General features: G+C 35.8%; 8 protein-coding genes. 7 read left to right on the top strand and 1 reads right to left on the bottom strand.

Annotated elements, in window-relative coordinates; genetic code table 11:
- Positions 1-410 precede the first annotated feature (410 nt).
- The 5 genes from M2139_RS10405 (at position 411) to thrS (ending at position 9248) form a co-directional block, all read left to right on the top strand.
- Positions 411-1112, top strand: coding sequence for an ABC transporter ATP-binding protein (locus M2139_RS10405; RefSeq protein ID WP_280738780.1), 702 nt, complete (start codon positions 411-413; stop codon positions 1110-1112).
- 16 nt (positions 1113-1128) lie between these two features.
- Positions 1129-4560, top strand: a complete 3432-nt coding sequence (locus M2139_RS10410) for an FtsX-like permease family protein (protein ID WP_280738781.1) — start codon at positions 1129-1131, stop codon at positions 4558-4560.
- Between the two features lie 255 nt (positions 4561-4815).
- A complete protein-coding gene (locus M2139_RS10415; protein ID WP_280738782.1) occupies positions 4816-5358 on the top strand; it encodes a hypothetical protein in 543 nt (180 codons plus the stop codon).
- A 73-nt stretch (positions 5359-5431) separates the two neighbouring features.
- Positions 5432-6910 carry a flotillin family protein gene (locus tag M2139_RS10420; RefSeq protein ID WP_280738783.1) on the top strand — a complete coding sequence of 493 codons (1479 nt, stop codon included), beginning with the start codon at positions 5432-5434 and terminating at the stop codon, positions 6908-6910.
- Positions 6911-7310: 400 nt separating this feature from the next.
- Positions 7311-9248 (top strand): threonine--tRNA ligase, encoded by a 1938-nt coding sequence (gene thrS / locus M2139_RS10425; RefSeq protein WP_280738784.1) that lies wholly within the window; start codon positions 7311-7313, stop codon positions 9246-9248.
- Between the two features lie 51 nt (positions 9249-9299).
- On the opposite strand, the gene M2139_RS10430 is transcribed toward thrS, so the two are convergent.
- Complete coding sequence (locus M2139_RS10430) at positions 9300-9728, bottom strand: hypothetical protein (RefSeq protein WP_280738785.1); 429 nt, start codon at positions 9726-9728, stop codon at positions 9300-9302.
- 495 nt (positions 9729-10223) lie between these two features.
- Between M2139_RS10430 and M2139_RS10435 the strand changes: the two genes are divergently transcribed.
- The gene (locus tag M2139_RS10435; RefSeq protein ID WP_280738786.1) at positions 10224-12140 is read left to right on the top strand and encodes a hypothetical protein; all 1917 of its coding nucleotides are present in this window, start codon (positions 10224-10226) and stop codon (positions 12138-12140) included.
- 406 nt (positions 12141-12546) lie between these two features.
- Positions 12547-14712: a penicillin-binding protein 2 gene (locus M2139_RS10440; protein WP_280738787.1), complete on the top strand. Its 2166-nt coding sequence runs from the start codon at positions 12547-12549 to the stop codon at positions 14710-14712.
- The last annotated feature ends 62 nt before the right edge of the window (positions 14713-14774 follow it).

Here is a 14774-nt window from a genome sequence, read left to right on the forward strand (position 1 = left end):
AAAATTATGTTTTGACATCAGAAAACACCTCCAAATTTATTTTACCAAATTTGAGGTGCTCCTTTTTAGTTGTATCTAATTATAGTGGCAGTTCCTTTGGGATGAGCTTCTTTTTTTATGTCAAATTTTTTCAAAGGAGAGTTATCGGTAAAATTATTTTGAGGATAAGTTATTTTTAAAATACTAGGAAATGTTTTTTTATCAAAGTATTTTTTTAATCAGCGGTTATTTTCTCAGCTTTTTTAGAATAAAGCCCTTTATGACTTTACTCTTTAAATGAAAAGTGAATGAACTATAGAAATGTTTCAATTTTTACAGATTTGTTTTATTTTCGCAACTTTTTCAGATATTCACCATTTTAAAAAAAATAATGGTAAAATATGTTATATTGTTATTTTTGGAGGCTAACCATGAGTTATATAGAAGTTATTAATGAGTATAAACGGTATCAAATGGGTGATACTGTTATTGCTGCTAATGATGGGATTACCTTTTCAGTTGAAAAAGGTGAGGTAGCCGTTATTTTAGGACCTAGTGGAGCTGGTAAATCAACTGTTCTGAATATTTTAGGTGGCATGGACAGTTGTGATGATGGAGAAGTTATTATTGATGGAACCAATATTGCAAAGTATAACGATCGACAATTGACGACATATCGCCGTAATGATGTTGGCTTTGTTTTTCAGTTTTATAACTTAGTACCTAACTTAACTGCAAAAGAAAATGTTGAATTGGCATCACAAATTGTAAAAAATGCTTTAGATGCAGAAGAAATTTTACGATCTGTTGGTTTAGGAGAGCGGATGGATAACTTTCCAGCGCAGCTCTCTGGTGGTGAACAACAACGGGTGACAATCGCTCGCGCGTTAGCAAAACGTCCTAAGTTGTTGCTATGTGATGAACCAACTGGTGCCCTTGATTATGAAACTGGGAAACAAATTTTGAAAATTTTACAAGATACAGCAAAAGAAACTGGCACAACTGTTTTGATTATTACTCATAATTCACAAGTTGCACCGATGGCAGATCGTGTGATTCGTATTAATGACGCAAAAGTTCGTAGTGTTGAAATTAATCAAAATCCAACACCAGTTGAAAGAATAGAATGGTAGAGGGGATGAAGTTTAGATGAAAATGCGAGCGATGCTTACTTCTAGCTTGCGAGAAATCCGTCAATCTAAAGCACGCTTTTTCTCTATCTTAGGGATTATCTTTTTAGGTGTAGCATTCTTTGTTGGATTACGAGGAACAGGGCCAGATATGATGAAGACGGCTGATAATTACTATCGTGATTATCAATTGGCCGATAATCAAATTATTTCTTCTTTAGGCTTAGCAGAAGAAGATTTAAAAATAGTTAAAGAAAACAAAAATGTATTGGAAGCAGAAGGGCTTTACTCGGCAGACATTAGTTTAACTGAAATAAATAATGTAATTCGAGTATTTAGCTATCAACCAGAGCAAAAAATCAATCAATATGTTTTGGTAGAAGGTCGTTTACCTAAAAAGAGTGGGGAGATTGCCTTAGATGGTCGCCTACATTCTCTTGGGGCTTACAAACTTGGGGAAACTTTTAAAATTCCTGAAGCAGATGATGTATACGACAACTTAAAATTACCAGAATATAAAGTAGTAGGTTTTGTGAATAATCCTACTTATGTTGAAAAAGTCTCTCGTGGGAATACTAATGTAGGCTCAGGCTTAATTAACTATTTTGGAGTTGTTTCTGAAGCCGACTTTAATCAAGAAGTCTTTTCTAGTATTTTAGTGAGATATAAAGATTTAGCTGATTTAACGGCTTATTCTGATACTTATGAGGAACGTTTAGCTAAAGATCAAAAGCAAATTGAAACACTTTTGAAGAAACGGCCTGAAGATCGCTTAAAAGAAGCCAAAGATGAAGCACAAGTTGAAATTGATCAAGCTAAACAAGATATTGTTGATGGTGAAAAAGCGATTGCTGATGGTGAAGCCGAAATAGCTAAGAGTCGTAAGGAATTAGATGACGCTCAAGCCGAATTGACTAAAGGTCAAAATGAGTTAGCTACTAAAAAGAAAGATGGCCAAGCAGAAATTACCGCCAACGAAAATAAGCTAGCTAATTCAGAAAAAGAAATAGTGGCTAAAGAAGCTGAATTAGCCACTAAAGATCAAGAGCTAGCCACGCAAAAACAAGAACTAGCTACTAAAGCTACTGAAGTTGAGGCGGCCAAAGCTAAATTAGCTGAGCTACAAACGCAACAGGAACAGGCTAGTGCTAGCGTTGCACCTTATCAAGCATCAAAAGATAGTGTTTTAAGTGCAAAAAATAATATTAATTGGATTGCTGATGATTTATTTGAATCTGTTGCTGATGACTGGGCGATGCGAGTAATCGGGATTTTTCAACAAATGCCACCAGGAATTACGTGGAGTCATGCGAACTTTATCAATAATCCCACGAAAAGAAATATTATTAGTAGTATTGATGCGGTTGTTGGTCAATTAGATGGAGCAATGGCTCAAGCTAATAACACAGTAGCAACGATTGATAGCTCAATTGCCGAAATCAATGGTCAAGTTCAGCAATATGATGGAGCTGCTGCTCAAATCACTACTGCTGAAAATGAACTGGCTGCTGCTCGGCAACAAATTGCGGCTGGTCGTCAACAAATCGAAGATGGCCGACAAGAAATCGCTGCTGCTAAAACACAGTTAAATCAAGCTGTGGCTGATGGTGAAGCAACACTTGCTAAAAGTAAAACAGAACTAGCTGACGGTGAAAAGAAATATGAAGAAGCTGTGGCTGAGTTTGATAAAGAAAAAGCCGAACAAGAACCTAAGTTAAAAAATGCTAAAAAACAAATTGATACGCAAGAAGATGTTTTGGCAGAAACCAAAGCACAAGCTTATGTTTTTAATAGCAGAGATGATAATCCTGGCTATTTAGAGTATGAAGATAATGCCGGGCGAATTTCATCTTTAGCAACAATTTTCCCGATTATTTTCTTCTTAATCGCAGCTTTAGTTAGTTTAACTACTATGACGCGGATGGTTGAAGAGAAACGCTTAGAAATTGGCACCTTTAAAGCTTTAGGCTATAAAAATTTAGCAATTTCTATGAAATTCTTACTTTACTCTTTCTTAGCTGGAACAATTGGGGCGATTTTAGGGTTAGCTGTCGGTTATTACTTATTCCCAACGATTATTTTTGGCGCCTACGGGAATCTTTATAATCTCACTGAATTTGTAACCCCTTGGTACTTAGAATATAGTTTAGTTGCTATCGCGGTGGCGCTGTTATGTACAGTCGGAACAGCAGTTATCGTTTTACGCTTTGACCTATTTAGTACACCAGCAACTTTAATGCGACCTAAAGCACCGAAAAGCGGTAAACGGATTTTACTGGAACGAATTAAACCGATTTGGAAGCATTTAAGCTTCAACCAAAAAGTAACCATGCGGAATTTATTCCGTTATAAACAGCGAATGTTAATGACCGTTTTAGGGATTGCTGGTTGTATGTCAATGATTATCACTGGTTTTGGTTTGAAAGATTCAATTTCTGATATTGTAAATATTCAGTTTAACAAAATCTGGCATTATCAAGGAATCGTAACTTTTAACTCGAAAAAAGATGAAGCTGAGCGAGAAAAATATTATCAACAGCTTTCTGAAGTAGGTCAGTATGAAAATCATATTTCAATTAGTAGTTCAACTTTAGATTTAGTCCACGATGACGGCAAATTCCAAGTGACTGTTTACGTGCCAAATACTAAAGAAACAGATGATTTCTTACTGTTTAACGACCGAAAGACTGGCGAAACTTATCATTTAGAAGATGATGGTGTCTTTATTAATGAAAAAATCGCCCGTAAGTTTGATTTAAAAGTTAAAGATACCATTACTTTAAAAAATAGCGATGGCGAAAGTTATCAAGTCAAGATTTCGGAAATTATCGAAAACTATACAGGTAACTATGCCTTTATGACGCCTAAGTATTACAAAGAAGTTTTTGGAAAAGATGCGGTCTTTAATACCGATTTCTTATTATTCAAAAAAGATTTAACAAGTAAGCAAGAGCATAAGATTGCTGAACAATTAATGGAAAATAAACAAGTTATTAATGTTTCTTTCTTATCACAATCAAAAAATGCTTTAGATGATACCATTGACAGTTTGAATATTGTTGTTTGGGTCTTGATTATTTCAGCAGGTTTGTTGGCCTTTATCGTGCTTTATAATTTGACGAATATCAACGTTTCAGAACGAATTCGTGAACTTTCAACGATTAAAGTGCTAGGATTTTATAATAATGAACTAACCATGTATATTTATCGGGAAAACATATTGTTAACGTTGCTAGGTATTTTATTAGGATTAGTAATCGGTAAAATTGAGCATCGCTACGTTTTAGAAACCGTCGAAGTTGATATGGTCATGTTCCCACCAACGATTCATATTCCAAGTTATGTTTACGCCAGCTTAATCACTATTTTCTTTGCTTTCGTAGTAGGAATGATTATGCATAATAAACTAAAACACGTTGATATGATTGAAGCCCTAAAATCCAATGAGTAATTAGAAAAGCGTAAAGACTTTTTCTGCCCCCGAGTAAAGGGCTCGTTCAGCTCTCAAGCAAAGTCTTGGCGCTGGACAAATAGAACAGCGGAAACCCATACGCCATATCTAAATCCTAGTTTTTTAAGAAAATATCAAAAATAATAAATTTTTAACCTAGAAAATGACAATGATTTTCTAGGTTTTTTTGTGTTTTATGCTACAATAAAGAAGAAGCATGAGCATAAGTTACAGGCAACAAAAATTGAGCTTTAAATGGGAGGTGATATTTTGTTGATGGGTATACCACTAGAGACAATTTATTGGTATTTATTGCTAGTTTGTGCTGGGTTAGCAGTTTTGATGGTAATCTTTGGGGATGTTTTAGAGTTTGATGGAGCAATTGATCCTTTATTGATTATTCCTTTTTTAGCCTTTATTGGCTTATTTGGTCATTTAGGCGAAAAATTTTTAAGCATAAATAGTTGGTTATTGCTGATTATGGCTGTTAGTTTTTCTGGAATAATCGTCTTTTTATTGAACTTTTACGTTGTGGTGCCGATGCGCAAGGCTGAAGCCACTCTCTCTATCTCTGAAAAAGATATGGAAGGGCAGGTAGCGACGGTCATCACGCCAATTCCCCTTAAAGGCATGGGGGAGATTCAACTAAAAAGTGTCACCGGCTCTTTAAGTCGACCAGCGGCTTTTTACGGTGAAGAAACGGCTGTTGCGCCACAAGGTTCTCAAGTATTAATCATTGAAATTCGCGAACGGGTTTGTTATGTTGTTCCTTATGAAAAATTTGTAACGAAAAGCTAAGAGGTTTAGGAACTTGATTTAGTTAGTTTCTTAATTTAAGCGCTCTTATGCTAAAAAAGAAAGGAAGTAAAAAATGTTAGGACTGCTTTTTCCAATTATTCTTCTAGTTTTTATTTTATTAATGTTATTGATTGTCTTTGTTTCTAAATATCAAACAGCGAAGCCTGATGAAGCTTTAATCATTAGTGGTAGCTATTTAGGGACTAAAAATGTGCATGCTGATGAGCGTGGCAATAAAATTAAGATTGTCCGTGGCGGTGGGGCTTTCGTTTTACCAGTTTTCCAACGCTCTAATCGGATTAGTTTATTATCAAGTAAATTAGATGTTTCTACACCTGAAGTGTATACAGAACAAGGGGTACCAGTCATGTGTGATGGTACGTCAATCATTAAAATCGGTTCTTCAGTGGAAGAAATCGCCACTGCTGCCGAACAGTTTTTAGGTAAAACTCGTGAAGAACTTGAAAATGAAGCTCGTGAAGTCTTAGAAGGTCATTTACGTTCGATTTTAGGTTCAATGACGGTAGAAGAAATTTATCAAAATCGCGACAAATTTAGTCAGAGTGTGCAAGAAGTTGCTTCTGTGGACTTAGCTAAAATGGGATTAATTATTGTGTCTTTCACGATTAAAGAAGTTCGTGATAAAAATGGCTACCTTGATTCATTAGGGAAACCGAGAATTGCCCAAGTGAAACGGGATGCGGATATCGCTGAAGCTGAGGCGTGGAAAGAAACGCGAATTAAAAAAGCAGCAGCTGAAAAAGAATCACAACAAGCTGAGTTACAACGACAAACAGAAATTGCCGAAGCTTCTAAAGAAAAAGAATTAAAATTAGCAGCTTATAAAGAAGAACAAGATATTGCACGAGCAAAAGCTGACCAAGCTTACAATTTGGAAAGCGCCAGAGCGCAACAACACGTTATTGAACAAGAGATGGAAGTTAAAGTCATCGAGCGTCAAAAACAAATTGAATTAGAAGAAAAAGAAATCACTCGTCGTGAAAAACAATATGATTCAGAAGTTAAGAAAAAAGCCGATGCTGACCGTTATGCTCTTGAACAAGATGCCTTAGCGAAAAAAGCACGGGAAGTTGCCGAAGCTGAGGCGGAATGTTTCAGAATTGAAGCTTTAGCGGAAGCGGATGCCAACAAAACGCGCTTGGCTGGTCAAGCCGAATCAGAAGCCATTTTATTACGAGGTAAAGCCGAAGCGGAAGCAAAACAAAAAATTGCCGATGCTTTCAAAGAATATGGCGAAGCTGCTGTTTTAAGTATGCTTATGGAAATGTTACCACAGTTAATGAAAGAAGCGGCACAGCCTTTAGCTAATATTGATAAGATTACCGTGGTTGATACTGGCGGTTCTGAAGGAACAACTGGTGGTGCCAATCGCATCACTAATTATGCAACGAATTTATTAGCTGGCACTCAAGAAACTTTAAAAGAAACAACGGGCATTGATGTAAAAGAAATGCTTGAAAATTTCTCTAAACGCGGTAGCTCACATAACGTTTCATTGTATGGAACTAACCAAGCTGCCAATGAAGAATAAACCATTAGCTAGCGTAACTATTTTGCAATGATAAGTCATTTTTTCAGAAACTTTTAAATCTTTGACTTGCAATTTCGCAAAAATAATGTTTAAATTACTTCATAGTTGATTGAAAAGAAAGACAACTGAACTTGCAGGCATCTATTAGAGAGGGAAATCATGGCTGAAAATTTCCTAGATAAACCACAGGGGATGACCACTTTCAAGACTTCTGTTGAAACAGAGGCGGTCGTACCGTTATCACGCTAAGGAATAAGCAGCTTTATTTAGCTTGTTTATTTAAAGATTAGGTGGAACCACGAGAATTTCGTCCTAGTATCGTTAAGATACTAGGACTTTTTTTTATTTAGCTGTACCCAGTTCTTGTTTCAATAAAATTAGATAAAAAGGAGAAAAAATTATGGCTATTAAAATTACTTTTCCAGATGGTGCGCTTCGTGAATACGAATCTGGTATTACAACTTTAGCGATTGCTGAAGGAATTTCTAAAAGTTTAGCGAAAAAAGCTTTGGCTGCTAAATTTAACGGGGAATTAATTGATTTAACAAGAGAATTAACTGAAGATGGGGGACTTGAAATTGTAACCCCTGATCATGAAGATGCTTTAGGGATTTTACGTCATTCTACTGCCCATTTAATGGCAAATGCAATGCGTCGCTTGTATCCAAAAATTCATTTCGGCGTTGGCCCAGCGATTGAGTCAGGTTTTTATTACGATACAGACAATGGTGAAAATCCAGTTACCGCTGAAGATTTAGCGGCAATTGAAGCGGAAATGATGAAAATCGTTAAAGAAAACAATCCGATTGAACGCAAAGTTTTAACTAAGGAAGAAGCTTTGGAACTTTTCGCTGATGATCCTTACAAAGTGGAATTAATTACTGATTTGCCAGCCGATGAAGTGATTACTGCTTATCAACAAGCTGATTTTGTTGATTTATGCCGTGGTCCACACGTACCATCAACTGGCCGCATTCAAATTTTCCAACTGTTATCAGTTGCTGGCGCTTATTGGCGAGGAAATTCCGATAACCAAATGATGCAACGGGTTTACGGAACAGCTTTCTTTGATAAAAAAGATTTAAAAGAATTTATTAAAATGCGGGAAGAAGCTAAAGAAAGAGATCATCGTAAATTAGGTAAAGAACTTGATTTATTTATGGTTTCACAAGAAGTTGGTTCTGGCTTACCGTTCTGGTTGCCAAAAGGTGCAACAATTCGCCGCACAATTGAACGTTATATTACTGACAAAGAAATCAGCTTAGGCTACCAACACGTTTATACACCAATTATGGCGGATGTTAATTTGTATAAAACTTCTGGTCACTGGGATCATTACCATGAAGATATGTTTCCACCAATGGATATGGGTGATGGCGAAATGTTAGTTTTACGCCCAATGAACTGTCCGCACCACATGATGGTTTATAAAAATGATATCCATTCTTACCGAGAATTACCAATTCGGATTGCTGAATTAGGGATGATGCACCGTTATGAAAAATCAGGTGCTCTTTCTGGTTTACAGCGAGTGCGGGAAATGACTTTAAACGATGGACATACATTTGTGCGACCTGACCAAATTAAAGATGAGTTTAAACGGACATTAGATTTAATGATTGAAGTTTATAAAGATTTCAATATTACTGATTATCGTTTCCGTTTAAGCTATCGCGATCCTAAAAATACTGAAAAATATTTTGATGATGATGCAATGTGGGAAAATGCTCAAACGATGCTGAAAGCTGCCATGGATGAATTAGAATTAGAATATTTTGAAGCTGAAGGGGAAGCAGCTTTTTACGGCCCTAAATTAGATGTTCAAGTAAAAACAGCTTTAGGCAATGAAGAAACGCTATCAACAATTCAGTTGGATTTCTTATTACCAGAGCGTTTTGAATTAACTTATGTAGGGGAAGATGGCGAAAACACACATCGTCCAGTGGTAATCCACCGAGGAATTGTTTCAACGATGGAACGTTTTGTAGCTTACTTAACCGAAGTTTACAAAGGTGCGTTCCCAACTTGGTTAGCACCGATTCAAGCAACAATTATTCCGGTATCAGTTGAAGCGCACGCTGACTATGCTTATGAAGTGAAACGTCGCTTACAAGAGCAAGGCTTACGTGTGGAACTTGATGACCGCAATGAAAAAATGGGTTATAAGATTCGGGCTTCACAAACGCAAAAAATTCCTTATCAAATTGTCGTAGGGGATAAAGAAATGGCTGATACGACAGTTAACTTGCGTCGTTATGGTAGTAAAGAAACTACTGTTGAAGATTTAAATATCTTTATCGAGTCAATCGTAGCCGAAGTAGCTAATTTTAGTAAATAAAATAATAAAAATCCTTGATGGAATGATTTTTCATTCTTTATCAAGGATTTTTTAAATGGTAGCAAAACGCGCAAAAATTAAAATTAGGAAGATGATAGCTCCTGCTAAAAGCCAGATATTTCTGGTTTGCTGTTTGATGCGTTGATTTTGTTCAATTTCGTTAATGATAATTGTCGTATCTATATTTTGCGGCGCATGAGGAAAAGGCGCAAATTTAGAAGGTTCAATAAAATAAAAGATTTTTTCAAAACTTTCATGAGAAATGACCGTTAAAGTTCGTTTTTCAAAATTTTGAACGTTAACGAACTCCATAGTAACTGATTCATCTTCAATATAAATATTTTTTAACAGCCAGCCACTAGGATTGGCTAATTTCTTTTTTGAGAAATAATAAAGGCCATTTGCTTGTTGGCGTAAGTAAATCGTATTTCGTTTGCTTTTCGTTAGTAAGATAAATAAGCTTTCCGCCGTTTGTTTCAAATTGACACGTCCTTATATAAAAATAGAGGTAGAAAATAGTTCTTTCCTTAGGTTAAAGTGTTTTTATGAAAATTGCAAGAATATTTAGTGAAAAAATGCGTTCAGCCATTAAAAATATCCTTTTATTTAGCTAGTTCTGGCTATTTTAGCAGTAAGGAATAATGGGAAACTGCTTTTTCTAAAAAAAGCAAGTAGAAAAGAAGTAAAAAAATAATTTTTTATATGATATACTGGAAAATGGAGAAATATAAGAATAGGTTTTTAAAATAGACTGAATTGTACTATAATAGAAGAGGTAGTCAATAAATCGCTAAGAGTTTATTGAAAGAAGGCTATATTTTGCGTGGGTGACTGATGATTAACTGAAATCAGTTGTAAAGTATAGTAAAAAGATAAGTATATTGAAACAAATAGAGTATTCCTTTGCCAGTTGGTGAGCGGGGAATATTTTAGCTTAAGATTTTATTGAAAGAAAAGATGAGGGATTAAAAGGTTATGGCAAAAGAAGAACAAAATATTTATCTTCGTCGTGCAATAGAAAGAGAGGAATTAGAAACACCAATCTATACGAATAGTTTAGTTGGTGCTGATGAGGTATATTTGAAATGCAAACTTTTTCCTGAAGAATACCAGCAGTTATTTTCAAGTCAAGAAAGTTTCGTTCGCAAAGTATTAAACTCTTGGAAAAAGTCATTTCATCGCATGGTGATTCAAAGCATGCACTTGTGGGATAGTCACTCAGATGATTTTCTAATTATCACTATTATTAACGATACCCCTTTTGATAAAATTGATGCGCAACGGATTGTTAAATGGGGAGAAGCATTATCCCAGATTTTAGTTGAATATCGGATGTTGGCTTTAGAGAACGTGCAATTACTTCAAGAAGAACAACGAATGATGGCAGCCGAAACCGCTTATCAAGAACAAATGGGTGAGCAGCAATTTGCTGACGAGGAAATTATCGTTGTTCCAGAAGAAATGACGGAATCCGAAGTTGTGGCTGAGAAAAAAGTCATTATTCAAGAGAAGGAAGTTTTCCATCCGTCAAGAGAGCCAGAGCCAGTTGTCGCTGATATTATCGCAGAACCAGTAGAAGAATTTGAAATACCAGCAACTAAAATTGAAGCTGTTGAGGAAGTGGTGGCAGAAGTTGCACCTACAGCCGAAGTTGAAGTAGCGACAGCACCTGAAGAAGGCGCTAGCCAGACTTTATTAACGACTTCAAGCTTAATTCCTAAAATTCAAGATGAATTAACCCAGATGCTTAACGAATTAGGCTCTTTAAAATCATCAATTGGTGATTTTCGTTTACAAACAGAAGGCTTGCCACAATTACCACAACCTGAGCCAGAACCAATTGTGGAAAAAACTGTTGAGCCGATTGTCGAACAGCTAGAAGAATTTGCAGATGAAGAAATTGCTGAAGATGAATTTATAGAAACTGAATTTGAAGCTTTTCAACCAGTTAGTGAGCCAGAAGAAACTTATACTGAGTCAGAGCCAGTAGAAGAGTTAGCGGATTTAGTTGAAGAAACAAAACTTCAAAAAGTAGAGCCACAAAAACCAGCGATTCAAAAGGAACGGATTGTTTTTGACCGTCAAATCTTTGATTTTGATGAAGAAGAGGAACAGCCAGAGCTGGAAGAAGAAGTTGTTGAAGCTCCTAAAAAGGTAGTAGCCACTATGATGCCTACTCGCCGTGCTTTTAGAGAAGCGTTGGAGAATGGTGATCCAGATAGCTTGTTTGTTGAAACAGTGGTGGAGTCAGAACCAATTTATCAATCAGAAGAAGAGTATGACTATTATCAGGAACCAGCTTTTAACGTAGCTGAGCCTGTAATGTATGAAGATCCAGAACCTGAGTTTGTTGCAGAGCATGAAAACTTAGCCGAAGTAATTCCTATGAATCAATTTCAAGGAAAAGTTACTTTAAAACTTAATCGGGTTTTAGAAGAAATTAATAATATGGAACGCCAAAATGATATGCTGAAAAGTTATCAATATAAAAATAAACGAGAAATCAGTAAAATCGGTGCCAAGATTTTAACTGCTCATTTACAAAATGGTAGCACTCGTGTCAATTATCAAGAGTTTCAAGAGACGATGAAACAAGTCGCTTTTATCACGGAAGCTTGGCGACAAGTTAAATTAATTCAACGAGATAGAAATCCAATTTATTTTAACGACTGTGATATTGAAACTTTGGTAGAAGATGCTATCGACTTTTATGAAACAGAAGCTAAAAATTATTTGGAAATTAGAAGACCAAAATTTACCAAAAAGATTCAAATTTCTAATAAGTTTTACTTATTAATAGATGCTTATTGTGAACTGGAGCGCTATTTAGAAAGCTTATTGGTAGAAAACTTATCAAAACCAATTTTGTTTTACCAAGGATTTAATAACTAGTCTTATAAAATAATTGAATAGTAATCAGCAATCGTATGGAATCAACATTTTAAAAAAATGGGTTTCATGCGATTTTGATTGTCTGATATTTTTAGTAAAAACTGAATAAAGTTTTAAGTCATCCACAAAGAGTTATCCACAGAAAGAAAAAGTCTTTCGGTGTTTCACAACTGCAAATTTATGAAAATAGTAGAAATATGGATTTTTTCATTTTTAGAAAATATATTTTGTTTTTTTGTGAAACATTTTAGGAGAATCTCTCTTGAAGATTAAAATTTTTTTGCGTTAGGCAACTTTCTCTTTTTTTATTGCAAGGAATTCGTTACAATGAAACGGTGAAAGAATTTAATTTTTTTGAAGAAATGAATAGATAGTTTTTTAATAGTATGAAGGGTAAGGTTTTTGAATGAAACCAGAAAATAGCAACCATGAAAAAAATAAAACGAATAAAACAGCTTTTTTAGGTAATTTAATCGGCGGCGAAGAGCCACAACATAAAAACGTGCGGCGTTCCCATATTCCGTTTCGCTTAAACTTGTTGTTTTTTGTTATCTTTGGCTTATTTGTGGCCTTAATTGCGCGCTTGAGTTATATCCAAATCATTAATGGCGAAAATTTAGTGAAGAATGCTGAACTTAACTTGGCTGATTCGGTAGAGCTAACAGAAAGCACGCCCCGCGGACAAATTTATGATGCCAAAGGGCGCTTGCTAGCAGAAACGATTACTAATTCAGCGATTACCTATACACGGGGAAATAATGTCAGCAGTAAAAGTATTTTCCAAATTGCTAATCAACTAAATAGCTTGATTGATGTACCAGCTGATACGAAAATGACTTTACGAGATAAAAAAGATTATTATTTAATGAATGATGAACGTTATGCTATTATTGAAAGACGTTTAAGCGATGCTGAAAAAAAAGATAAAAATGGCAATCTTTTAAATCCTAGTGAATACTATGCTAAATTAGTTGAAAAAGTGACTGAAGATGATGTGAACTTTTCGGCAGATGAAATGAAGATTGTGACTATTTTTACGAGAATGAATGCCGCAGCGTCTTTAAAAACGGTTTATGTTAAAAGTGAAGGCGTAACTGATGCGGAATTAGCGATTGTCGCTGAAAATGGACGAGAGCTTAAAGGTATTGGTACCGGAACTGACTGGGCACGTAAATATACCGATGAACCATTAATTCGTGGCTTTTTAGGTAGTGTTACTACCCAGCAAGAAGGTTTGCCAGCTGATAGTTTAGATGATTATTTAGCAAAAGGCTATTCTTTAAATGACCGCGTCGGGACAAGTAATTTAGAATTACAATACGAAGATGTTTTAAAAGGTAAGAAATCTGTTTATGAAGTTAATTTAGATAAAGAGGGTAATATTGAAAATCAATTGGTGAAAGAAGCTGGTGAAAAAGGTGACAACCTAGTTTTAACAATTGATACAGAGTTTCAAAAGCAAGTGCAAGAAATCGTTGATCGTCAGTTTAACAGCATTGCTTTAGGCGTCGGCTATTATTCGCCAGGTGCTTATGTTACAGTGATGGATATTGAAACGGGAGCGATTTATGCGATGGCAGGGGTTAGTCATCAACCGGGAACGGGTGAGGTGGAAACTGATGTTATGGGAACTTATTTAAATGCCTTTACGCCAGGTTCAACGGTTAAAGCGGCGACTTTAGCGATTGGTTATGAAAATGGTATTATTTTTGGTAATGATACTTTAATTGATCAGCCGATTTATATTGGTAATTCAACACAATCAAAATCTTCTTGGTTTAATCGTAACAGCTCAATGCCAGTTACTGCAGCGCAAGCTTTAGAGTATTCTTCCAACTCTTATATGATGCAAATTGCGATTGGGATGTTAGGTAGAGAATACAGCCGAGGCATGAAATTCCCTTATGCTACCGATCAAGTTGACGCTTATGAAAAAATGCGGGCAACTTATGCTGAATTTGGCTTAGGAACTTCAACCGGCTTAGATTTACCGAAAGAAGCTACCGGGATTAGCGTGACTGACTATGAAGATATGGATGGCGGTTTGATTCTCGATTTATCTTTTGGCCAGTATGATACTTATACTTCTGTGCAATTAGCTCAGTATATGGCGACGGTTGCCAATGGTGGTAAACGGGTGGCGGCTCACGTGGTGGACAAAGTTTATGGTAATGATGACATGGGAAATTTGGATCCAACCAACGTGATTCAAGACTTAAATGGACAAGTTTTAAATGAAATCAATATTACTGAGGACCAGTTAGGGATTATTCAAACCGGGTTACGCAATGTGGTTGTTGGTAATGGCGCTTATACAACGGGTGGTGCTTTAGCGGGAGCCGCTGGGCGACTGCATGCCAAAACAGGTACTGCTGAAACGGTTTATGTAGGTGAAGACGGCACGGTAGTTAACACTTGGAACAGTAATTTAGTTGCTTACACAAATACTGGTGAGCGAGATATTGCGATTAGTGTGATTTTACCGCAGCTAACGATTGATAATTTAACTAGTAAAGCGATTGCTATTGAAGTAGTGAATGCTTACTATAATTGGCTGGCTCAAGAAAATTAATTAATTGAAATTCTGAATGCTTGAAGAAATAAATCTTCAGTATTCAGAATTTTTTTCTTTTT

The organism is Enterococcus sp. PF1-24, from assembly GCF_029893325.1.
Lineage (GTDB): Bacteria > Bacillota > Bacilli > Lactobacillales > Enterococcaceae > HY326.